The sequence below is a fragment of the Curtobacterium sp. VKM Ac-2884 genome (assembly GCF_015350945.1).
Lineage (GTDB): Bacteria > Actinomycetota > Actinomycetes > Actinomycetales > Microbacteriaceae > Curtobacterium.
This window is the reverse complement of sequence record NZ_JADKSA010000001.1, coordinates 46,259-67,765: the sequence shown is the minus strand read 5'-3', so window position 1 is coordinate 67,765 and position 21,507 is coordinate 46,259. Positions and strand designations below refer to the sequence as shown.

The following is a 21,507-nucleotide window of genomic DNA, read 5'->3' as shown; positions in this document are numbered from 1 at the left end:
GCCCAGTGTGCCCGGGTCAGCGAACGGCCGGCAGCCGCCACTCCCGCCGTGCGGGCGGGGTGCGCGGGCCGTCGCCGGCCGACCGGGGTTCCTCGCTGACCAGGACGATGCGGGACTTGATCGCGATGAGCGCGAACAGGACCCAGTTGCCCTGGTACAGCAACCGCGACTCGGCGACGGACTGCACGAGCAGCGCCACGACGACGAGGAGCGGCAGGAGCGACACCGGGTCGAACGACCGGGGGGACCCTGCGGCGTCGTACCCGATCCTGGTCGCGGACGACCACGACCGGTCGAGTGTCGTCACGACGTAGAGGGCGAACAGGACCAACCCGATGATGCCGGTCTGCATCCACACGTCGAGGTACGCGTCGTGCGCCTGCAGGTACGTCACGCCCTTGCGGTGTGCGAGGTCGGCGAGCGTCGGGATGTCCGGCCACCAGTACCCGATCCACCCCCAGCCGACGACCGGGTGCTGGCCGATCAGTTCGAGCACGCGCTGCCAGATGTCCCCGCGGCCCGTCGCGTCCGCGCCCTTGCCGAGGAGCTCCGACACGGTCCCGCGTGCTGCGAACGCCCCGACGCCGACGACGACGGCACCGACCAGGGCGAGCAGGTAGCGCGGCGTCCGCTGTTCGGTGGGGACGCGACGGATCCAGAGTGCGACGAACAGTGCGGCGGCGACGACGAGCGCGGCGGCGAGGACCGTCGACGAGCGGGTGAGCACCAGGACCCCACCGGCCACGACCAACCAGCCGACGGCGCGGTTCCGGCTCATCCGACCCTCGGCGAACTGCAGGGCGATGGCGATCGCGGCGAGCAGGGCGACCATCGCCAGCAGGTTCGCGTTGCCCGGCAGCCCCTGGATGCGGCCGCCGGTCAGCAGCTCGGCGCGGGAGAAGTAGAAGGCGTCGGGGATGTCCCGGTCGCCGTAGTCGGTCCAGACCGGGACGATCGGGTGCCGGACGACGACGGCCACGACCGCCTCGAACAGCAGCGAGCCCATCAGCACCCAGCGGAACGCGAGGCTCATCGCGTCCAGGATCCGACGCCAGGTCAGGGTCGACGCGATCGCGAACGCCATCGCGGCGCAGATCACCTGCGCGGCGATGCTCGCGAGCGTCGCCGGGCGCCAGTGCGACCAGGCGACGGACACCAGGCACCAGGCGAGGAAGAACCAGAGCGCCCACGGCGTCCGGACCAGCGGTGGCTTCGCCCGGACCAGGATCGTCACGCCCCACGCTGCGACGAGGGCCCAGACCGCCGCGGCCCCGAACCAGGTCAGGGTGTTCGGGAAGGCGTCGCCGGCGAACAGGACGAAGAGGAGCGTCGCACCGAACGCGAACGCCTCGCGCTCGGGTACGGTCCCGCGCGAGAGCGGCCAGGTGTTCGTCACGACGTCAGGGTACGTGGTCATCCGCGTCCGTCCTTGCGGAAGGCAGCGAGCGCGCGGGCGATCTCGTCGCCGAGGTACGGCGCCAGGGTCGTCGCGAAGGTGTTCGTCAGGTGGGTGCGGTCCCGGTGCACGAGCACGCCGCCGATGACCGCCGGGCAGGTGGTGTCGGTGCAGTAGTACTGCGTCAGGTCGATCACCCGCGCCGTGCCGGGCATCCGGGCGGCGGCCTGCTCCGAGCCGTCGAACAGGCCGAGGCCGAACGAGCGGCTCGAGTCGCACGCGCTCGTCGTCGGGCCCGACATCTGGCCGACGCACGCCACCACGTCGGTCCGAGCGGTCGGGTTGTCGCGGAGCGCCAGGACCGGGATGCCGGCGTCGGCCGCCGCCTGCCACGCCGCCACCATGCCGTCGACGACGGTCTCGCTGTCCGACTGCCCGGGCACCGAGGCGACGGGACCGTTGCCGGTCGAGTGCGTGACGATCACGCCGTCCAGGTCGCCGTGCGCGCGCAGGTACGCCATCGCGTTCTGCTTCCAGGCGGTGCAGTCGTCGACCTGCTTCTCCGTGTTCGCCTTCTGCACCGCGGTGGTGAGGTAGCAGCTCTGGTGCCCGGCGACGTCGATGCGCCAGTTGTTCGCCTTCGCGATCGCCTCGTAGGTGTCCACGAAGACGTTGTTGTGCGAGTCGCCGATCGCGATGAGGTGCTCCGTGTACCCGGTCTTCGGGCCGAGTTCGCAGACGTTGAACGCACTCGAGTCGTTCGACCAGCACGCTCCGCGGTTCGAGTCGTCGTCGAGCGCGTTCGCGGCCGCGGGTACTCGCACGTCCGCCAGGGCGGGGTTCACGCACGGGTCGGACGACGAGATCAGTGCGGCGGCACCGAAGCAGCGCACGTCGCCGGTGCTCAGGCGCTGCTGGAACTCGGCCGCCTGCACCTGCTGGACGTGCAGCGCCGTCAGCGAGGCGGCCCCGAGGGCCACGACGAGCACGGTGCTCAGGGCGCCGTAGAGCGCGACCCGGCGCGGCCGCAGCGCGCGCACCCATCCGGAGAACCGGAGCGGCTCCTCGATGCACAGCGTGGTGACCGAGCCGACGAGCACGGCGCCGACGAGGATCGCGACCTTGTCCTTGGTCGTGAGCTCGTGGCGGAGCACGATCGGCAGGATGACGACGGCAGGCCAGTGCCACAGGTAGACGGCGTACGAGATCCGGCCCAGGAACCCGACGGGGGTGATCCTGCCGATGCGCTGCAGCCCCGAGTGCGCGCCGAACAGCACGACGAGCGTCGCCGACACGACCGGCAGCGCGGCGGCGATGCCGGGGAAGGGCGTGGACCCGGTGATCAGCACGAGCGACGCGACGAGCCCGGCCGCGCCGACCCACGCCCCCACGACCCGCACCGACCGAGCCGGTCCGGTGCGCGGCGCCGCCAGCGGGATGGTCGCCGCGAGCCCGCCGAGCGCGAACTCCCACGCCCGGGTCGCCGTCGAGAAGTACGCGACGCCCGAGGCGGTGTGGGTCTGGACGATGCTCCACGCCAGGGACAGGACCACGACGGCGCCGAGGAGCACCTGCGCGACGACGGCGGGGGAGACGCCGTCCCGACGTGCACGCCGAGCGACCCACAACGCGAGGAGCAGCAGGAGCGGGAGGGCGATGTAGAACTGCTCCTCGACCGACAGCGACCAGAAGTGCTGGAAGGGCGACGCCTGGTTGCCCTGCGCCAGGTAGTCGACCGAGTCGGCGGCCAGCTGCCAGTTCTGCACGTAGACCGTCGACGCGATGAGCTCACGGCCGTACTGGCCCCACAGCGCGCTCGGGACCCACACCAGCACGGCGGTCCCCGTCGCGGCGATCGTGAGGAAGGCCCCGGGGAGCAGCCGCTTCGCCCGCCGCGACCAGAACCCGGCGAGCCCGATCCGGCCGGTGGTGGTCAGCTCACGGAGCAGGTGTCCGGTGATCAGGAAGCCCGAGATCACGAAGAACACGTCGACGCCGACGAAGCCGCCCGGCAGCCGGTCGGGCCACAGGTGGTAGAGCACGACGGCGAGGACCGCGAACGCACGGAGCCCCTGGATGTCCCACCGCGTGGGGTCGGCCGTGCGGCGGGGGGAGGAACGCAGGGACCCTCGGGGCGGTGACTCCACCGTGCTTGCAGACATCGCGGAGATTCTAGTGTCGCGGGCCGCGCCGGTAGGCTCTCGCCCATGTTCCTCGGCATCACGAACACCCCCCGCGACTACGCCTGGGGGTCGGTCACCGCGATCCCGGAGCTCCTCGGTCGCACCGTCACCGGCGCCCCGCAGGCAGAGCTCTGGCTCGGCGCGCACCCGGGCAGCCCGAGCGTGGTCGTCAACCCGGCGATGGTCGGCGGTGCCGACACGCTGCTCGACTGGATCGCCGCCGAGCCGCAGGACGCCCTGGGCGGCGACCGCACCGGCCTGCCGTTCCTGCTGAAGGTGCTCGCAGCGGCGGCGCCCCTGTCGCTGCAGGCGCACCCGACACCGGAGCAGGCCGAGGCCGGCTTCGCGCGCGAGGAGCGCGAGGGCATCGCGATCGACGACCCCGCGCGCAACTACAAGGACCCCTTCCCGAAGCCCGAGCTCGTCGTCGCCCTGAGCGAGCGGTTCGAGGCCCTGAGTGGCTTCCGCCCGGTGGAGGACACCCTGGCCGAGGTGCGCGTGCTCGACGCCGGCAGCGGTCGGCTCGGCCCGCTCGAGGTGCACCTGCAGCACGGGCTCGAGGACACCGTCCGGTGGCTCGAGACGGCCGACGAGTCCGCGCTCGCCGTCGTGCAGGCCGCGAGCGACCTCGCCCTCGCCCTCGACGACGACGTCCTCACCCCGAACACGGCGACGGTCCGCGACCTGGCGACGAGCTGGCCGGGCGACCCCGGCATCGTCGTCTCCCTGCTCATGCACCGGGTGACGCTCACCGCGGGGCAGGCGATGTACCTGCCCGCCGGCAACATCCACGCCTACCTGGACGGCCTCGGCATCGAGCTGATGGCGCCGTCCGACAACGTGCTGCGCGGGGGACTGACGCCGAAGCACGTCGACGTGCCCGAACTCCTGCACGTGCTCGACTTCACGGCGTACCCGGCACCGGTCCTCGAGCCCGAGCGCCTGGCCCCCGGCGTGGACCGCTTCGCGCCGGAGGGCGTCGGCTTCGCGCTGCTGCGGGTCGACGGCGACGGACGACCGGTCGGACTGAGCACCGGCGGCGTGGCTCCGCTGACCGGACCGTCGATCGCGATCTGCACCGAGGGCGTCGTGACGCTCGTCGGCGCGACGTCCGCCACGCTGCTCCGCAAGGGCGAGTCCTGCTTCATCACGCCGGACGAGGGTGACGTCACGGTGGAGGCCGACTCGTCGAACGGCGTGACGTCCACGGTGTTCATCGCCACCGGTCGGTAGCCCGCAGCGACCCGGGCACCGGACCCCGGACCCCGGGCCGCACCGGACCGGCGCGGAGCCGCACGCCCTGGCGCGGTCCCGCACGCCGCCACCGGGGCGCCGCGTCCGTCCGCTAGCGTGGCGACCATGAGTTGGCTGGTCACCGGCGGTGCCGGGTACATCGGGTCCCACGTCGTCCGAGCACTGCGCTCGGCCGGCATCGACACGGTCGCGTTCGACGACCTCTCGAGCGGCTTCCGCGCGTTCGTGCCGGACGACGTGCCGTTCGTCGAGGGCACGATCCTCGACGGCGAGCTCGTCGCCCGCACCCTGCGCGAGCACGACGTCACCGGCGTGGTGCACGTCGCGGGCTTCAAGTACGCCGGCGTCTCGGTCGAGCGTCCGCTGCACACCTACGAGCAGAACGTGACCGGGATGGCCACGCTGCTCCGCGCGATGGCCGAGAACGGCGTCACGAAGGCGGTCTTCTCCTCGAGCGCCGCGGTGTACGGCACCCCGGACGTCGACGTCGTCGTGGAGTCGACCCCGAAGGCGCCCGAATCGCCGTACGGCGAGTCGAAGCTCATCGGCGAGTGGCTGCTGCGCGACATGGAGGTCGCCGCCGGCTTCACGACGACCTCGCTCCGCTACTTCAACGTCGTCGGGTCCGGCGAGCCCGACCTGTACGACGCCAGCCCGCACAACCTGTTCCCGCTCGTGTTCGACGCACTGCTGGCCGGCCGCACGCCCCGCATCAACGGCGACGACTACGCCACCGAGGACGGCACCTGCGTCCGCGACTACATCCACGTCGCCGACCTCGCGCACTCGCACGCCGTCGCGGCGCAGAAGCTCGAGGCGGGCGAGCCGCTCGAGCAGGCGTACAACCTCGGCAGCGGCGACGGTGTGAGCGTCCGGCAGATCATGGACGCCATGGCGAAGGGCACCGGGATCGCCTTCGAGCCGGAGATCGCTCCCCGCCGGCCCGGTGACCCGGCGCGCATCGTGGCCACCGGCGAGGCCGCGACGCGCGACCTGGACTGGGCGATGCGCCACACCCTGGACGAGATGGTCACGAGTGCGTGGGAGGCCCGCCGCAGCGCCTCCTAGTGGCTGAGGACGTGTCAGTTGTCCCCCGAAACCCCGACAGACCGGGTGCGACACGCCCAGACGGGGGACATGACACGCCGAAGCGGTCAGTGCCTTCTATGATCCGCGACTTGACTCAGGCGAATGACACCGCTGTAATTACAGGCAACGACTTCAATCGTTGTGGTCCCGTTATCGAGACGTCAGGGGTGATCAGGGTGAACAGTTCCGACTTCCACGCCGGAGTTCCGGAGGACTGGCACGTCGACCCCGTGGCGCTCGGCGTCCCGGGTGTCCGACGGCCGGAGACGGACGACGAGGAGAACCCGCTCGCGTGGCAGGTCGACTCGTTGTGCGCGCAGACCGACCCGGAGGCGTTCTTCCCCGAGAAGGGCGGCTCCACGCGCGAAGCGAAGAAGATCTGCACCTCGTGCGAGGTGCGGGCACACTGCCTCGAGTACGCGCTCGAGAACGACGAGCGCTTCGGCATCTGGGGCGGCCTGTCCGAGCGCGAGCGCCGCAAGCTCAGGAAGCGTGCCTAGGCACACACCACTTTCCTGGAGGCACGGATCGCCTCCGACGCGCACCGCGCGTTGATGGCCTCCACAGGTTCACGGCGCGCCGCCGTCCGCAGCGGACGCCGTGCTTCCAGACCGTAGAGTGACGCCCGTCATGCAGCCCAGAGTCACCGCGATCCTCGTCGCCGCCAACGGAGCGGCCCACCTCGACCGGACCCTGGACGCACTCGCGGCCCAGACCCGCCACCCGGAGAACCTGGTGGTCGTCGACGTCGGGTCGACCGACGGCTCCACCGCGGGCCTGTCCTTCGGTGGGTCCGCCGAGCTCCTGCGCCTGCCGGCCGGACGCCCCTTCGGTGAGGCCGTCGCCCGCGGGGAGCGCGAGGCTCCGCCCGCCGTCGCGGACGAGCCCGTCGACGAGTGGCTGTGGCTGCTCGGACACGACAACGCACCGTCGCCGACCGCGCTCGCCGACCTGCTCTCCGCCGTCGAGATCGCGCCGTCCGTCGTCGTGGCGGGTCCGAAGCTCGTCGCCGACGACGACCCTTCGCTCATCCGCGCGTTCGGCGAGAGCATGACGCGCTTCGGTCGCTCCATCGGCCTCGTGCAGGACGAGCTCGACCAGGGCCAGCACGACCGGCACACCGACGTGCTCGGCGTCGCCGCCGGCGGCATGCTCGTGCGCCGCTCGGTGTGGACCGAGCTCGCCGGCTTCGACCCGGCGCTGCCCGACGTCGACGCCGCCCTCGACTTCTGCGTCCGGGTCCGCCTGGCCGGGCACCGCGTGGCCGTGGTCCCCGAGGCGAAGGTCACCACTGCCGGTCCGGTCGAGGAGTTCGGCCGCAAGCGCGTCTCCGAGGCCCGCCGTGTCCGCATGCACCGGCAGGCGCAGCTGCACCGCCGGATGACCTACGCGCCGGGTGGACTGCTCTGGCTGCACTGGCTCACCCTCGTCCCCTTCGCGGTCGGCCGGGCGATCGGCCACCTCGTCGCCAAGCACCCGGCGGCCGTCGTCCCCGAGCTCGCCGCGGCGTTCGCGGTGGCGTTCGGCGGTGGCACCGGTCGGGCGCGTCGGAACCTCGCCCGCACGAAGAAGCTCGGCTGGGCCGCCGTCGAACCGCTCCGGGTCAGCTGGCGTCGGGTGCACGAGCACCGGACCACCTCGCGGGACGTGGAACTCGCCCGGGTCGAGGACGCACCGATCGCACGGGCGTCGTTCCTCGGTGACGGCGGGATCTGGGTCGTGCTGGCCGCGGCGGTCCTGAGCGTCGTGACGCTCTACCCCCTGCTCGGCTCGCCGGCGCTGACCGGCGGCGGCCTGCTGCCCCTCAGCACGAGCGTCGGGCAGCTCTGGCAGAACGTCGGGTACGGCTGGCACTCGCTCGGCACCGGGTTCACCGGACCCTCCGATCCGTTCGCCGCCGTGCTGGCGGTCCTCGGTTCGATCGTGTTCTGGTCGCCCTCGACGTCCGTCGTGCTCGTGATGCTCGTCGCCTTCCCCGTGTCCGCCCTCGGCGCGTGGTTCGCCGTCCGCAAGGTGACCACCCGCAAGTGGGTGCCGGTGATCGGGGCCGCGCTGTACGCCATCGCGCCCTCGCTCGTCGGCGCGGTCACGACGGGTCACCTCGGTGCCGTCATCGCGCACCTGGTGCTGCCGTGGCTGTTCGTCGCCGTGCTCGAGGCACACCGCTCGTGGGCGTGGGCGTCCGGCGCCTCGCTGCTGTTCGCGGTCGCGGCGGCCTCGGCACCGTCGTTGCTGCCGGTCCTGCTGGTCGGGTGGCTCGTCGCGCTCGTCGTCGGGTGGCGCCGTGCACACCGTCGGGCCTTCATCCCGGTGCCCACCGCGGTGCTCTTCCTGCCGCTCGTCCTCGCCCAGGTCGCCCGCGGCAACGTCCTCGCCGTCTTCGCCGACCCCGGCGTCCCCTCGGCCACCCGGGCCCCGTCCGCGCTGCAGCTGGCGATCGGCCAGCCGCTGCCCGACTGGAGCGGGTGGCTGCCCGCGACCTCCGGGCTCGCCGCCGTCGGCACGTGGCTCCCGATCGTGATGGCCGTCCTGGCCGTCCCGATCGCCGCCGCTGCGATCGGCGCGATGCTCGGACACCGTTGGGCCGTCGCCGGCTCGGCGCTCGTCGTCGCGCTGCTCGGGTTCGGGACCGCGTTCGCCGCCACCCACGTGACCGTCACCGGCGTCGGGTCGACCACCACCATCGTGTGGCCGGGCAGCGGACTGTCGGTGTACTGGCTCGCGATCGTCGTCGATGCCTGCATCGGGATCGACGTGCTGCCGAAGGCCGCACCGGTCACGGGGCTCGTCGCGACGGTGCTCGCCGGTGTGGCGGTGGCCCCCGCCTTCGCAGCGTTCTACCTCGGCAACGCCGCCATCCAGCCGACCACCGGCCGGGTGCTCAGCGCGTACGTGAACGCCGAGGCCCAGGCGAACCCCGACGTCGGCACGCTGGTCGTGGTGCCGCAGGACGACGGGTCGCTCGCGGTCGCGCTCGAACGCGGACAGGGCGCCACCCTCGACGACCAGTCGACCCTCGACGCCACCGCCCTGCGGTTGAGCGAGTCCGGCGCCCGCCTGACGACGCTCGCCGGCAACCTGGCGAGCCGCAGCGGCTACGACCCACGGCCGGCGCTGCAGGAACTCGGCATCAGCTTCGTCCTGCTCGACGACGCCGGCGACGATCCCGAGGCGCAGACCGTGCACGACCGGGCCGCGGGCGCGATCGGGCAGAACGCCCTCTTCACGAGCATCGGTGAGACCACGAACGGCCAGCTGTTCCACTACGAGGGCGACGTCGACCGGACCACCACCGGGTCCGCCGCGGCCCGTGCCACGCACGTCCTGTACCTGGTCGTGCTCGGTGTGGTGTTCGGGGCGGCCGCGCTGCTCGCCGTGCCGACGGCCCCGCGCCGCCGCCGCGCCACCTCGAACGTCATCGAGGCCGAGGAACCCGCGACCACCTTCGACGAGGAGCGCGACGAATGAGCACCACCACCCGTTCGGTCCGACGCTGGGTCGTCCGCGGCACCGCGACCGCGATCGCCGTCGTCGTCGCTGCCGGCGCCGTCACGGCTGCGCACGCGTACGGCACCGCGGCCGAACCGGGTCGCCCGGCCGGCCGGACCGTCACCCCGGTGCCGGCCGACGCCGAACGCGTCTGCGCCGGCAGCGCGCTGCGGCTGTCCGACGACTCCGGCAACGACGCCACCCAGGCGAGCACCGTCGGGTCGGCCACCGTGGCCACGGCGACGACCGGGTCGACCGTGGAACGGTCCTCACTCGACCCGTCGTCCACCGGCGGCAGCGACCCGCGCCTGCTCACCGCCCCCGCGGGCGACACCACACCGCAGGTCGCCGGCAGCAGTTACCAGAGCGTCTCCAGCGGCGACCTGGTCGGCGCCGGCGCGGCGTCCTGCGACGACCCCTCGCAGTCGACCTGGCTCGTCGGCGGTTCGACCGAGACCGGGCGCACCAGCCTCGTCACCCTGTCGAACCCGACCGACGTGAACGCGACCGTCGACCTGGCGATCTACGACGGCACCGGCACGGTCAGCGCCCCCGGCACGACCGGCATCGTCGTCGCCCCGAACACCCAGAAGGTCGTCCCGTTGTCCGGCTTCGTGTCCGACCAAGGATCGACCGTCGTGCACGTCTCGTCCTCCGGCGGGCAGATCGTCGCCCACATGCAGGAGACCGTCGTGCGCACGCTGACCCCCGGCGGCTACGACATCGTCTCCGGCGGCGCCGCCCCCTCACGGTCGCAGGTCATCCCCGGCGTCGTGCTCGCCGGCGCGCAGGAGGCGCAGCGCGGTGACGACACCGCGGACGCCGCCCCCGTCGTCCGGCTGTTCGTCCCCGGCACCCGGTCGGCACGCGTCACGCTCGGCATCAGCACGGCGGACGGCGGCGGCACGACCGTGAACGCCACTGCCGAGCCCGGGGTCGTGACCGACGTCGCGCTCGACGACTTCCCGGACGGCCGGTACTCGTTCACCGTCACGTCGACGCAACCGGTCGTCACCGGTGCCCGGACGACCTCGCCGACGGCCGACGGCAACAGCGACCTCGGCTGGTTCGCCTCGGCCGAGCCCCTGGGCGACCAGGTCATCACCGCGGTGGCACCGGGGGAGGGCGTCCGCCTGAACCTCGTCAACACCACGCGCGAGGACCGTTCGGTCACGATCCGCTCCGGCGACGAGGAGACCACGCTCGAGCTGCTGTCCGGCGTCACCGCGACCCTGCCGGTGCAGACGGCGAAGCAGCTCTCGATCTCCGGGGCCGAGGGCATCGTGGCGGGTGTGACCTACCGCGGGGACGACGGCATCGCCGGGTTCCCGATCCGACCGTCCACCCAGGTGTCCATGCCGGTGCGCGTCTACCCCTGACGACGAGGACGGAGCGCCGCCGCCCGGCGCCGCGTCGTCACCAGTGGCGGTAGCGGTCCGGGGCGAGGTCCCACGGGTCCTTGCCGATCAGCTCGCCGACGGCCCGGAACACGGCCGTCTCGATGATGATCCGCCGGTCCGCGTCGTCCTTCTCGGGGCTGCGGTTCACCCGCTCGACGGGGATCCGGAACACGGTGACCCTGCGGGTGTCGCGGTCGATCCGCCACCGGGGCATCGCGTCGGGCAGGGTGGCATCGGTCGGCATGTCGGCCACCTGGAACACCACGCCCGACAGTTCCTCGGGCCACAGCCCGATCAGGTAGTGGGCGCTGTCGCCGACGATGCGGTCGAAGGCCTCGGCGCGGGTCGTGATCGGCGCGAGTTCGGGACCGGTCACGCTCGACCGCCCGCCGCGTCCGTGCCGGGACCGGCCTCGACCGCGGTCGACGGGAGTGACGAGGCGGGGCTTGCGACGCATCCCCACATGGTACGCGCGCACCGGGTGCTCCCGGGCGCTCCGCTAGGCTCCGTGTCGACATGGACGTGAGGATCTGCAGCAAGGTCGCGTGCGCCGCGAGCGCTTCGGCGACCCTGACCTACGACTACGGAGACTCCATGGTCGTCGTCGGGCCGCTCTCCACGCGGGTCGAACCGCACGGCTACGACCTCTGCGCCCGGCACGCCGCCGGCCTGCGCGTCCCGCGCGGCTGGCAGGTGGTGCGGCGCGAGCCGCTGCAGCGCGAGACCGACTGACGGCTCGCGTCCGCGACGCACCAGCGGCGGTGCACGGGAGGCCCGTGGAACGTGACCGACGTCGGCTGGGGACCCGCGCCTCCCGGCATGGAAGACTGATGGGCATGCCCACCGAAGCCCAGACCGCAGCACCGTACCGCGTCGCCGACCTCTCGCTCGCCGAGGCGGGCCGTCACCAGATCCGCCTCGCCGAGAACGAGATGCCGGGCCTGATGGCCCTGCGCGAGGAGTTCGGGGCGTCGCAGCCGCTGGCCGGCGCGCGCATCGCCGGGTCGCTGCACATGACGGTGCAGACGGCCGTCCTGATCGAGACGCTCGTCGCCCTCGGTGCGCAGGTGCGGTGGGCGAGCTGCAACATCTTCTCCACGCAGGACGAAGCCGCCGCGGCGATCGCGGTCGGCCCGACCGGCACACCGGACGCACCAGCCGGCGTCCCCGTGTTCGCGTGGAAGGGCGAGACGCTCGAGGAGTACTGGTGGTGCACCAGCCGCATCTTCGACTGGACCGCCGAGGCCGCTGCCGCCGGAGCCGACTGGGCCGGTCCCAATATGATCCTGGACGACGGCGGCGACGCCACGATGCTCGTGCACACCGGTGCCGACGCCGAAGCCGCCGGTGCGGCCCCGGTCGCCGGCGCCGACGCGAGTGCCGAGTGGAGGATCGTGCTCGACACCGTCGCGGCGTCGCTCGAGACGTCGTCCGACCGCTGGACCCGCATCGCCGCGGACATCGAGGGCGTCACCGAGGAGACCACCACGGGCGTGCACCGCCTGTACGAGCTGTCGCGCACCGGACAGCTGCGGTTCCCCGCGATCAACGTGAACGACTCCGTGACGAAGTCGAAGTTCGACAACAAGTACGGCATCCGCCACTCCCTGCCCGACGGCCTGAACCGTGCGACCGACGTCCTGATGGGCGGCAAGGTCGCGTTCGTGGTCGGGTACGGCGACGTCGGCAAGGGGGCGGCCGAGGCGCTGCGCGGCCAGGGCGCCCGCGTCATCGTGAGCGAGGTCGACCCGATCTGCGCGCTGCAGGCCGCGATGGACGGCTACCAGGTGGCACGTCTCGCCGACGTCATCGAGACCGTCGACATGGTCATCACGTGCACGGGCAACCTCGGCGTCGTGGGCGTCGACGAGATGCTCGGGCTGAAGCACCTGGCGATCGTCGCCAACGTCGGCCACTTCGACAACGAGATCGACATGGCCGGGCTCGAGTCGCTGCCCGGTGTCGAGAAGGTCGAGATCAAGCCGCAGGTGCACGAGTGGCGTCTGCCGACCGGCCGCTCGATCCTGGTGCTGTCCGAGGGGCGGCTGATGAACCTCGGCAACGCCACCGGGCACCCGTCGTTCGTGATGAGCAACTCGTTCACGAACCAGGTGCTGGCGCAGATCGAGCTGCACACCCGTCGTGACGAGTACCCGACGGGGGTCTACGTGCTGCCGAAGCACCTGGACGAGAAGGTCGCGCGCCTGCACCTCGGTGCCCTCGGGGTGGAGTTGACGACGCTGCGCCCGGAGCAGGCGGCGTACATCGGCGTGCCGGTCGAGGGCCCCTTCAAGCCCGAGCACTACCGGTACTGAGCCGGGGCGCGCCGCGCTAGCGCGGGAAGCCCGGGGGCCGCGCCGACGCCGACGCACCCGCTGCGGTGAGCAACCCGACACGGGAGCGCAGCGCCTGCACGTCCCGCCCACGACGCAGCACGACGACCCCGGCGAGGAACACCTCGGCGGGCACCGGCGGCACCGGGTGGGCGAAGGGTGCGACGTCCGCGGCCAGCGCGCGGGCGGCGGACTCCCGGAGTTCGGGGCGCATCACGGCGGCCCCGCGGAAGAACGCGCCGAGCCGGTTCTCGAGTCGCTGCGGCAGCGCCGAGACGTCCGCGACCGTGGCCCAGGCCGTCAGCTCGGGTGGCAGGACGACCTGCGGGTCGCGCTGCTTCGGCAGCCGCTCGTGCTGCACCACGGTGCCGGCGAGCAGGTCCCCGAGGCGTCGCGGACGACTGCCGAACAACGCCACGAGCAGTGCCACCGACCCGAACGTCATCCACAGCTCGAACAGCCCGACGAGTGCGCGGGTGAACGCGTGCCGGAACCCGATCGCACCGCCGTCGACCCGGACGACCCGCGTGCCGACGGCGTACCGGCCGACGCTGCGGCCCCGGGTCACCGTCTCGACGGCGGCCGGCACGAGCACGAGCACGGCGACGAACAGGGCGAGGCTCAGCGCGGCACCCCACGCCTCGTCGAGGCCGCTCGGCCACAGCCGTGACACCCCGAACATCAGCAGCAGGTACAGGACGAGCAGGCACACCCCGTCGAGGAGCGCCGACGCCAACCGCAGGACGAGTCCGGCCGGCTGCACGTCGAGCGCGACCGCCTCGCCGACCACGAGCTCGTCGGCGGTCTCGTCCAGGGCGAGCGAGAACCGGGCGTCGGCGAGGTCGCGCGGCGTGCGGGGCTTCGACATGGGATCATTCTGTCGGAAGTCGGCCGACACGAGGGGGAACACGTGGACCTGGACGCCTACGCCGAGGTGCACCGCGACCGGTGGCAGGAGCTCGACCGCCTCGCGCGCGCCCGGCACACCACCGGTGCCGACGTCGACCAGCTCGTCTCCGGCTACCAGGCCGCCGCGACGGACCTCGCCCGCATCCGCGGCGCCGCACCCCGCACCGCGACCGGCGACCGGCTGTCCCTCACGCTGTACCGCGCCCGCCTGCGCTTCACCGGCACCCCGGTCGACCCGCTCACTGCGGTCGCCCTGTTCTTCACCCGGCAGCTGCCCGCGGCGCTGTACCGGATCCGCTGGGTGACGATCTGGGTGGCGCTGGCCACCGTCGCGATCGGCGCGATCGTGGCCGTCTGGATCACGACGACACCGGGGGCGACGGCGACCTTCGGTACGCCGGCGGCGCTCCGCCAGTACGCCACGCAGGACTTCGTCGACTACTACTCCGACCACGGCCTCGGCGCGTTCACGGCGCAGGTCTGGACGAACAACGCCTACATCGCGGCCACCATGGTCGCGTTCGGCATCACGGGCGTCTTCGTGCCGTTCTCGATCATGCAGAACGCGGTCGGGCTCGGGGTCTCCGCGGCGATCATGCACTCGCAGGGACGCCTGGCGGACTTCTTCCTGTACATCGCCCCGCACGGCCAGCTCGAGCTGTACTCGGTGTTCCTCGCCGGCGGCGCGGGCCTGATGATCTTCTGGTCGTGGGTCGCTCCGGGGCCGCACCGGACCCGCGCGCAGGCCCTCGCCGAGGACGGCCGTGCCCTCATCACGATCGCGGTCGGCCTGACGCTGACGCTGCTGCTGTCCGGGCTGGTCGAGGGCATCGTCACCCGTCAGGACTGGCCGTGGCCGGTCAAGATCGGCATCGGGACGATCGCGCTCGCCGCGGTCCTGGCGTACCAGTGGGTGCTCGGCGGTCGCGCGTACCGGGCCGGGGACCGCGGCGACCTCGACGAGTTCGAGCGCGGCACGTCGGCCCTGGTCGCCGGGTAGCGTCCGTCCGGTCTCAGAGCCGACCGGTCGCCTTCGCGCGCAGGTAGGCGTCGGCCACGAGCGGTGGGACGTCCTCCGGTGCGCCACGGACGACCTCGGCGCCGCTCCGGCGTGCGACGTCGGCGACGCCGTCGGCATCGAGCAGGGTGCGTTCGGCGGCGGCCCGCCGGTACACGTCGCGCTCCGCGCCGGTCGGGAGGCCCGGCACCCGTCCGCCCCCCGCCGTGCGGATCGTCGTGGCCGGGTCCACCCCGCCGCGTGCGGTCCGCTGCACCGCCGGGTCCTCGATGCTCGTCACCACGACGGCGTGCCGCCGGGTGAGCCGGGGCAGCACCGCCAGCAGGTCACCGGAGGCACCGACCGAGTCGAGGCTCGACGCCAGCACGACGAGCGCCCGTGAGGTCGTGATCGAGTCGACGAGCGCCGGCACGGCGGACCAGTCTGTGGCGGCGAGTCCGGGTTCCGCCATCGCGAGGGCCTCGCCGAAGCGCTGGACCACGTCGGTGCGGGTCGCCCCGTGCACACGGTCGTGGACGGTGTCGTCGAGGACCGCCAGGTCGACCCGGTCGCCGGCGGCCGCGGCCAGGGCACCGAGGAGCAGTGCGGACTCGATGAAGGTGTCGAGGCGCGGTTCGTCGGCCACCCGTCCGGCCCCGGCGCGCCCGGCGTCGACGACGACCACGACCCGCCGGTCACGCTCCGGGCGCCAGGTGCGGACCACGAGGCCCTGTCGTCGGGCGGTCGCTCGCCAGTCGATCGAGCGGACGTCGTCGCCCCGGACGTAGTCGCGCAGCGAGTCGAACTCGGTGCCGTGGCCGCGGAGCTGCAGGGTGGTCTCACCGTCGAGTTCGCGCAACCGGGCCAGCCGTGACGGCAGGTGCCGTCGCGAGCGGAACGGCGGGGTGACGACGAGTTCGCCCGGCGCCGTGACGACCCGCTGGCGGGCGGCGAGACCGAGCGGACCGAACGCTCGGATCGCGACGCCGGCCGTGCGGCGTCGACCGCGGCGGAACGGGGTGAACCGCATGCGGGCGGTCCGTCGTTCGCCCGCGGGCACCGTCATCCGGATCCGGCGCGGTCGGTGTCCGGCCGAGGGCTCCCACATGTCGCGGACGATGCCCCGGAGCACCCGCCCGCCGTCGTTCGCGAGCACGAGCGTGCCGTCGGCGGTGCTGTCCCGACGGGCCAGTCGCGGCATCCGCCGTTCGACCCGCACGCGTGCCAGGTCGGCGGCGAGCAGCACGTCGAGGGCCGCGGCGAGCAGCACGACGACGACCCACGCCAAGCCGGCCCACCCGCTGGCGAGCAGCACGGTGGGCACGACGGCGACGGCGAGCAGCGCGACGAACCGGCCGGAGACCGCCACTAGATCGGCACCCGCACCTGCTCGAGCACCTGCTGGAGCACCCCGTCGGCGCCGACACCCTCGAGCTCGGCGTCGGCGGCCACCCGGAGCCGGTGCCGCCAGACCGGCAGGGCCATCGCCTGCACGTGGTCGGGCGTGATGGCGTCGTAGCCGGTGAGCCACGCCCACGCCTTCGCGGCGGCGAGCAGCGCCGTCGCACCGCGCGGGCTGACCCCGACCCGGACGGACGGAGCCTGACGGGTGGCACGGGCGAGGTCGACGATGTACGCCAGCACGTCGTCACGCGCACCGACGGCCCGGACGGCGCGCTGCGCGGCGAGGACCTCGTCGACGCCGACCACGGGGGTGATGCCCGCCGACCGGACGTCCCGCGGCACGAAGCCGTCGGCGTGCCGGCGGAGGACCTGCCACTCGACGTCGCGCGGCGGGATGTCGAGCGTCAGCTTCACCAGGAAGCGGTCGAGCTGCGCCTCGGGGAGCGTGTACGTGCCCTCGAACTCGATCGGGTTCATGGTCGCGGCGACGAAGAACGGGTCGGGCAGCAGCCGGGCGTCGCCGTCGACACTGACCTGGCGTTCCTCCATCGCCTCGAGCAGGGCGGACTGGGTCTTCGGGGGTGTGCGGTTCACCTCGTCGGCGAGCAGCACGTTGGTGAAGACGGGGCCTTCGCGGAACGGGAACGTGCCGGTGGAGGCGTCGTACACGAGGGAACCGGTCACGTCGCCGGGCATCAGGTCCGGCGTGAACTGGATCCGCTTCGTGTCGAGGGACATCGCGGCGGCCAGGCTGCGGACGAGCAGGGTCTTGGCGACGCCGGGCACGCCCTCGAGCAGCACGTGCCCCTGCGCCAGGAGTCCGACGATCATGCCGGACACCGCGCCCTCCTGTCCGACGACGGCCTTGGCGACCTCGGCCCGGACCCGCCCGAAGGCGTCGCGGAGCCCGGGGTCGTGCTGGTTCCGGTCGTGCGGGGCGCGGTGGCCCGGTGCAGGGTCGTGCTGGTCGGGGGCAGCTGGCAGGTCGGTCACGGTCGTGCTCCTGGTCGGTCGTGGTCGGTGCTGGGACGGTCGCCCGACGTGGATCGTCGGACGGCCCGTTCGAGGTCGTCGAGTGCCCTCGTGCCGTCGACGAGGGCTCGGTCGTCACGGGTCGGACCGCCGACGAGGACGGCGCCGATGCGGTCGTGCGGGATGCCGGTGGCGCGGGCCGCTGCGCGGACGACGTCGTCGACGTGCGCGGACCGGGGGAGTCCGAGCATCCGACCGATCCGGCGCACCGCGGCGACGCGGAGGGTGTCGAGGGCGTGGGTGCGGTCGTGGGTGCGGGCGTACATGCGGGCCCGGCCCTCGGTGGTCTCGGCGGCGCGGACCACGACGGGCATCCGTTCGACGACGAGCGGCCCGAGACGTCGGCCCCGCCACACCGCGGCGGCGACGGCCACCAGGGCGAGCAGCGCGATGCCGCTCGGCACCCACGGCGGTGCGAGCTCGCCGAGGGTCGGGGCGGCGTCGGGGGCGCCGACGGTCGGCGTGTACCAGGTGAGGCGGTCGTCCGAGCCGAGCAGGCCGAGGGCGAGCGCGGCGTTCCCGGCGGTCGTGATCGTGTCGTTGCGGAGCGCCGACGTGGTGCCGACGAGGGTGACGTCGCCGCCGGGCGTCGCCGCGCGGACGAGTCCCCAGGCTCGGTCGTCGCCGCTGCCGGACGGCGCGCAGCGATCCGCGTCGGGGTCGTCCACCGTGTAGCCGTACCCGTCGGTGGACACCCGCGCGGCCGACGCCGCGGCCGGGATCGCACAGGACGCGGTGGACACGGTGTCGCCGCCCTCGGGCGCGGTGGCCGTCGTGACGTCGAGGCCGAACGACGCGAACGGAGTGGAGTCGACGCCCACCAGGACCACGTGCTCGGCGGTGCGGGCGATGCGCTCGGCGACGCCTGGGTCGAGGACGCCGTCGGAGTCGTCGACGAACACCGTGCCACCGTCGATCCCGTCGGCACGGTCGGTCACCCGGACGGAGGTGCCGCGCTGCTCCAGGACCCGGACCAGCGCGGCCGACCCGCTCGCGGTGGTCGAGGCGGGGTCGAGCGGCCGGCGGTCCGGGCTCTCGGCGCCCTGCACCACGGCGGTGAGCACGGCGAGCACGAGCCCGACGAGCACGATCGCGATCCAGAAGCCGAACCGGAACCGTCGGCTCTCGCGCTGCTCCGGTCGTGGTGCGGTCGCGCGCGGCACGTCGGTGGCGGTGCTCATGCGGGCACCACCGGCCCCGCGGACCTGGCCGGACGGGCCTGGCGCACGGCCCGCTCGGTGTCGAGGACCCGGCGAGCAGTGGCCTCGTCGGCGTCGAGCCCGAGGTAGCGGACGGCGTCGAAGGCCGTCGCGGCGTCGTCGAGCGCCGGGGCCTCGGCGGGGAAGGGCACGGCTGCGCGGGCGGCGATGGTGCGTGCGGTGGCCCCGGGGACGTCGGGGACCAGGTCGCGCTCGCCGAGGCCGCGGGCGGTCGCACGGAAGCCGTCGAGGACCGCCGCCGACCAGTCGCCCCGGCGGATCGCGGACTGTGCGGCCTCGAGCAGTTCGCGGGCGGACCGGAGGTCGTCGTCGTCGAACACCCCGCCGGCGTCGTCCGCGTCGCTGCGTGCACGACGTCGGGGGAGCCCGCGGGCCACGACGACGAGCACGACGACGGCGACGAGCACCACGATCGCGATCACCAGGGCCGTGCGTGCCGCGACGGGGGAGTCGAGCCCGTCGGCGCGGAGGGACCCGAGCCAGTCCAGGAACGTCCGTGACGCGCGGTCCCACCACGTCACGTGGGCGCCGTCGTACGCGGGCCGGTCGAGTTCGCGTTCGAGCAGGCGGCGGGCCTCGTCGGGGTCGACCGCGGTCATGCGGTCCCGTCCGGCGGGCGGTGCTGCCCCTGCTGCGGCGGGTGTTGCGGCCACGGTTGCTGCTGTCCGGGCCAGGGCTGCTGCGCCTGCTGCTGTCCGGGCCACGCCTGCGGGGGCTGCCCGGGCCACTGCGGCGGCTGCTGCGCCCACGGCTGCTGCTGCCCGGCCCACGGCTGCTGCGGCCACGGCGGTCGGGCGACCGGTGCGGACGGCGCGAACGGGTCGGCCGGCTGCCCGGTGTCGAGGTGCGACGCGATGCGCTGGTCGAGGGCCTCGGTGCGGATCCGCCGGTCGATGGTCAGGAAGGTGACGACCGCCGCGCTCAGCACGTCGGTGACGCACTGCACCGCGATCGCGAGCAGGCTGCCGATGACGATCAGGACGAGGGCGCCCGCACCGATGCCCGAGGACGCGTCGGTCTGCCCGAGCGGGTCGAACACGCCGCCGACGAGCACGGCCCCGATGGTGAGCGGCGCCGTGGCGATCGACGCCGCGACGCCGAACATCACCTGCACGAGCAGCAGGATGCCGAAGGTCCGCCAGAACGCACCTCGGGTGAGCCGCCACGACTGCGCGGCGGCGGCGAAGACCGGTCGGCCCTCGAGCGCGATGGTCGGCACCGTGAAGGCGAAGCGGATGCCGAGCCACGTCAGCACGACGCCGAAGCCGAGCACCATCACGAAGACCGCCAGGACGAACCACCCGGCGCCGGCGTCCCCGGCACCGAGCGCCGCGAAGAACCCGACGAACACCACGGCGACGATGATCCCGACGACGAGCCCCGCGCCGATCTGCACGAACATCCACCCGACGACCGGCCACCGCCGCCCGGCGAGCAACGCCCAGAGGCCCCGGAAGGTCGCGCGACGGCCGAGCACCCGCTGGCCGGTGTCCGCGGCGACGGGTGCCACCAGGAAGCCGCGACCGAGGTACGCCAGGAACGGCAGGCCGATCGTCAGCAGGATCCACAGCGTCACCGAGCCCGCGACGATCGTGTCACCACCACCGCTGCCGTCGAACGCGGTCATCATCCGCGACTGCAGCGCCTGCTGGCCGAACGTGCTGACGAGGGTGGAGAGCAGCCCGAGCACGCCGCTGAGCAGCACGCTCCAGAGCAGCAGGACGCGGGCGTTGCGGCGGAAGACCGTGAAGGCGCCGCCGAGCACGTCACCGAACCCGAGCGGGCGAAGGGGGATCACCGGACGCGAGCCGGACGGCGGACGACCGCCGGGGGGTCGACCCGGCCCCGGGGCGGGCGGCGGCGGCGCGGAGAACCGGGGCGGGCCTCCCGGCTGTCCCTGCCACGCGCCCTGCTGCCCGGCGTCGTGCTGCCCGGCCCCCTGCTGACCACCGCCAGGCGTCTGCCAATCGGACATGACCTCGGCCCCCTTCGTCGTGTCGGTCCGCGCTGCGACGCGCGGTCCACCTCCATCCTGGCGGAAAACGCCGCGTGACGGGGCCTCGGCTATCGTGTGGGGACACGTGCCGACCCGGCACCACCCGCACGCCACACGGAGTCCACATCACATGACACCGCGCATCCTCGTCGTCGACGACGACCAGGCCCTCGCCGAGATGATCGGCATCGTCCTCCGCTCGGAGGGCTACGAACCCGAGTTCAGCGCCGACGGCAACGACGCCGTCGACGCGTTCCACAGCACGAAGCCGGACCTCGTCTTGCTCGACGTGATGCTCCCGGGCATCGACGGCATCGAGGTCTGCAAGCGCATCCGTGCCGAGAGCGGCACGCCGATCATCATGCTCACCGCCAAGAGCGACACCGCCGACGTCGTCCTCGGGCTCGAGAACGGGGCCGACGACTACGTCGTCAAGCCGTTCAACCCGAAGGAGCTCGTCGCCCGCATCCGCACGCGGCTGCGGCCGAGCGCCACCGACGCCACCGTCCTGCACGTCGGGGACGTGACGGTCGACGTCGCCGGGCACGAGGTCCGCCGCGGTGACACCGTCATCGCGCTCACCCCGCTCGAGTTCGACCTGCTCCGGGCGCTCGCCGAGAAGCCGAACCAGGTCTTCACCCGCGAGATGCTGCTCGAGCAGGTGTGGGGCTACCACTACAAGGCCGACACCCGCCTGGTGAACGTGCACGTCCAGCGCCTGCGCGCGAAGATCGAGCACGACCCGGACAACCCGAAGACCGTCACCACGGTCCGCGGTGTCGGGTACCGGGCCGGAGGAGCCTGA

18 protein-coding genes are annotated in these 21,507 nt (G+C 73.2%); 9 read left to right on the top strand and 9 right to left on the bottom strand.

Features of this window, described 5'->3' with window-relative positions; all coding sequences use genetic code 11:
- Nucleotides 1–16 precede the first annotated feature (16 nt).
- Nucleotides 17–1,417 carry an O-antigen ligase family protein gene (locus ITJ60_RS00305; RefSeq protein WP_194646309.1) on the bottom strand — a complete coding sequence of 467 codons (1,401 nt, stop codon included), beginning with the start codon at nt 1,415–1,417 and terminating at the stop codon, nt 17–19.
- Entirely contained in the window at nt 1,414–3,558 is a 2,145-nt protein-coding gene (locus ITJ60_RS00300; RefSeq protein ID WP_194646308.1) for an acyltransferase family protein, read from the bottom strand. The genes ITJ60_RS00305 and ITJ60_RS00300 overlap by 4 nt, the downstream gene beginning before the upstream one ends.
- A 45-nt stretch (nt 3,559–3,603) precedes the next feature.
- On the opposite strand from ITJ60_RS00300, the gene manA reads away from it, so the two are divergent.
- The 5 genes from manA (at nt 3,604) to ITJ60_RS00275 (ending at nt 10,790) form a co-directional block, all read left to right on the top strand.
- Complete coding sequence (gene manA / locus ITJ60_RS00295; protein WP_159573838.1) at nt 3,604–4,812, top strand: mannose-6-phosphate isomerase, class I; 1,209 nt, start codon at nt 3,604–3,606, stop codon at nt 4,810–4,812.
- A gap of 126 nt (nt 4,813–4,938) precedes the next feature.
- Entirely contained in the window at nt 4,939–5,901 is a 963-nt protein-coding gene (gene galE / locus ITJ60_RS00290) for a UDP-glucose 4-epimerase GalE (RefSeq protein WP_159573839.1), read from the top strand.
- Between the two features lie 188 nt (nt 5,902–6,089).
- Nucleotides 6,090–6,422 carry a WhiB family transcriptional regulator gene (locus ITJ60_RS19195; RefSeq protein WP_374102056.1) on the top strand — a complete coding sequence of 111 codons (333 nt, stop codon included), beginning with the start codon at nt 6,090–6,092 and terminating at the stop codon, nt 6,420–6,422.
- Between the two features lie 130 nt (nt 6,423–6,552).
- The gene (locus tag ITJ60_RS00280; protein WP_194646307.1) at nt 6,553–9,390 is read left to right on the top strand and encodes a glycosyltransferase; all 2,838 of its coding nucleotides are present in this window, start codon (nt 6,553–6,555) and stop codon (nt 9,388–9,390) included.
- Nucleotides 9,387–10,790, top strand: a complete 1,404-nt coding sequence (locus tag ITJ60_RS00275; protein WP_194646306.1) for a DUF5719 family protein — start codon at nt 9,387–9,389, stop codon at nt 10,788–10,790. The genes ITJ60_RS00280 and ITJ60_RS00275 overlap by 4 nt, the downstream gene beginning before the upstream one ends.
- A gap of 37 nt (nt 10,791–10,827) precedes the next feature.
- On the opposite strand, the gene ITJ60_RS00270 is transcribed toward ITJ60_RS00275, so the two are convergent.
- On the bottom strand, nt 10,828–11,268 hold the full coding sequence (locus ITJ60_RS00270; protein WP_159573843.1) for a metallopeptidase family protein: 441 nt from the start codon (nt 11,266–11,268) through the stop codon (nt 10,828–10,830).
- A 59-nt stretch (nt 11,269–11,327) separates the two neighbouring features.
- Between ITJ60_RS00270 and ITJ60_RS00265 the strand changes: the two genes are divergently transcribed.
- Nucleotides 11,328–11,543, top strand: coding sequence for a DUF3499 family protein (locus tag ITJ60_RS00265; protein WP_111085977.1), 216 nt, complete (start codon nt 11,328–11,330; stop codon nt 11,541–11,543).
- Between the two features lie 104 nt (nt 11,544–11,647).
- A complete protein-coding gene (ahcY, locus tag ITJ60_RS00260) occupies nt 11,648–13,126 on the top strand; it encodes an adenosylhomocysteinase (protein WP_194646305.1) in 1,479 nt (492 codons plus the stop codon).
- Between the two features lie 16 nt (nt 13,127–13,142).
- Here the strand turns inward: ahcY and ITJ60_RS00255 are convergent, their stop codons facing one another.
- The gene (locus ITJ60_RS00255) at nt 13,143–14,012 is read right to left on the bottom strand and encodes an RDD family protein (protein ID WP_194646304.1); all 870 of its coding nucleotides are present in this window, start codon (nt 14,010–14,012) and stop codon (nt 13,143–13,145) included.
- A gap of 42 nt (nt 14,013–14,054) precedes the next feature.
- Here ITJ60_RS00255 and ITJ60_RS00250 point away from each other — a divergent pair, with 42 nt between their 5' ends.
- A complete protein-coding gene (locus ITJ60_RS00250) occupies nt 14,055–15,053 on the top strand; it encodes a stage II sporulation protein M (RefSeq protein ID WP_194646303.1) in 999 nt (332 codons plus the stop codon).
- A gap of 13 nt (nt 15,054–15,066) precedes the next feature.
- Here ITJ60_RS00250 and ITJ60_RS00245 read toward each other — a convergent pair whose 3' ends face one another.
- From ITJ60_RS00245 to ITJ60_RS00225, 5 genes are read right to left on the bottom strand one after another with little or no spacing between them, the layout of a single operon-like run.
- The gene (locus ITJ60_RS00245; RefSeq protein WP_194646302.1) at nt 15,067–16,419 is read right to left on the bottom strand and encodes a DUF58 domain-containing protein; all 1,353 of its coding nucleotides are present in this window, start codon (nt 16,417–16,419) and stop codon (nt 15,067–15,069) included.
- Complete coding sequence (locus tag ITJ60_RS00240; RefSeq protein WP_235036026.1) at nt 16,419–17,447, bottom strand: AAA family ATPase; 1,029 nt, start codon at nt 17,445–17,447, stop codon at nt 16,419–16,421. Before ITJ60_RS00240 ends, ITJ60_RS00245 begins: the two co-directional genes overlap by 1 nt.
- Entirely contained in the window at nt 17,444–18,667 is a 1,224-nt protein-coding gene (locus ITJ60_RS00235) for a DUF4350 domain-containing protein (protein ID WP_194646301.1), read from the bottom strand. Before ITJ60_RS00235 ends, ITJ60_RS00240 begins: the two co-directional genes overlap by 4 nt.
- Nucleotides 18,664–19,305: a DUF4129 domain-containing protein gene (locus ITJ60_RS00230; protein ID WP_194646300.1), complete on the bottom strand. Its 642-nt coding sequence runs from the start codon at nt 19,303–19,305 to the stop codon at nt 18,664–18,666. Before ITJ60_RS00230 ends, ITJ60_RS00235 begins: the two co-directional genes overlap by 4 nt.
- A complete protein-coding gene (locus ITJ60_RS00225; RefSeq protein WP_194646299.1) occupies nt 19,302–20,681 on the bottom strand; it encodes a glycerophosphoryl diester phosphodiesterase membrane domain-containing protein in 1,380 nt (459 codons plus the stop codon). Before ITJ60_RS00225 ends, ITJ60_RS00230 begins: the two co-directional genes overlap by 4 nt.
- 151 nt (nt 20,682–20,832) lie before the next feature.
- Here ITJ60_RS00225 and mtrA point away from each other — a divergent pair, with 151 nt between their 5' ends.
- Entirely contained in the window at nt 20,833–21,507 is a 675-nt protein-coding gene (mtrA, locus tag ITJ60_RS00220; RefSeq protein WP_123292246.1) for an MtrAB system response regulator MtrA, read from the top strand.

What these genes read in the sequence shown, in the direction of transcription:
- ITJ60_RS00265 (WP_111085977.1), top strand. Translation starts at nt 11,328, where the DNA reads ATGGACGTGAGGATCTGCAGCAAGGTCGCGTGCGCCGCGAGCGCTTCG.
- mtrA (WP_123292246.1), top strand. Translation starts at nt 20,833, where the DNA reads ATGACACCGCGCATCCTCGTCGTCGACGACGACCAGGCCCTCGCCGAG.
- ITJ60_RS00230 (WP_194646300.1), bottom strand. Translation starts at nt 19,305, where the DNA reads ATGACCGCGGTCGACCCCGACGAGGCCCGCCGCCTGCTCGAACGCGAA.
- ahcY (WP_194646305.1), top strand. Translation starts at nt 11,648, where the DNA reads ATGCCCACCGAAGCCCAGACCGCAGCACCGTACCGCGTCGCCGACCTC.
- manA (WP_159573838.1), top strand. Translation starts at nt 3,604, where the DNA reads ATGTTCCTCGGCATCACGAACACCCCCCGCGACTACGCCTGGGGGTCG.
- ITJ60_RS00270 (WP_159573843.1), bottom strand. Translation starts at nt 11,268, where the DNA reads ATGCGTCGCAAGCCCCGCCTCGTCACTCCCGTCGACCGCGGTCGAGGC.
- ITJ60_RS00225 (WP_194646299.1), bottom strand. Translation starts at nt 20,681, where the DNA reads ATGTCCGATTGGCAGACGCCTGGCGGTGGTCAGCAGGGGGCCGGGCAG.
- ITJ60_RS00300 (WP_194646308.1), bottom strand. Translation starts at nt 3,558, where the DNA reads ATGTCTGCAAGCACGGTGGAGTCACCGCCCCGAGGGTCCCTGCGTTCC.
- ITJ60_RS00305 (WP_194646309.1), bottom strand. Translation starts at nt 1,417, where the DNA reads ATGACCACGTACCCTGACGTCGTGACGAACACCTGGCCGCTCTCGCGC.
- ITJ60_RS00255 (WP_194646304.1), bottom strand. Translation starts at nt 14,012, where the DNA reads ATGTCGAAGCCCCGCACGCCGCGCGACCTCGCCGACGCCCGGTTCTCG.
- ITJ60_RS00275 (WP_194646306.1), top strand. Translation starts at nt 9,387, where the DNA reads ATGAGCACCACCACCCGTTCGGTCCGACGCTGGGTCGTCCGCGGCACC.
- ITJ60_RS00235 (WP_194646301.1), bottom strand. Translation starts at nt 18,667, where the DNA reads ATGAGCACCGCCACCGACGTGCCGCGCGCGACCGCACCACGACCGGAG.
- galE (WP_159573839.1), top strand. Translation starts at nt 4,939, where the DNA reads ATGAGTTGGCTGGTCACCGGCGGTGCCGGGTACATCGGGTCCCACGTC.
- ITJ60_RS00280 (WP_194646307.1), top strand. Translation starts at nt 6,553, where the DNA reads ATGCAGCCCAGAGTCACCGCGATCCTCGTCGCCGCCAACGGAGCGGCC.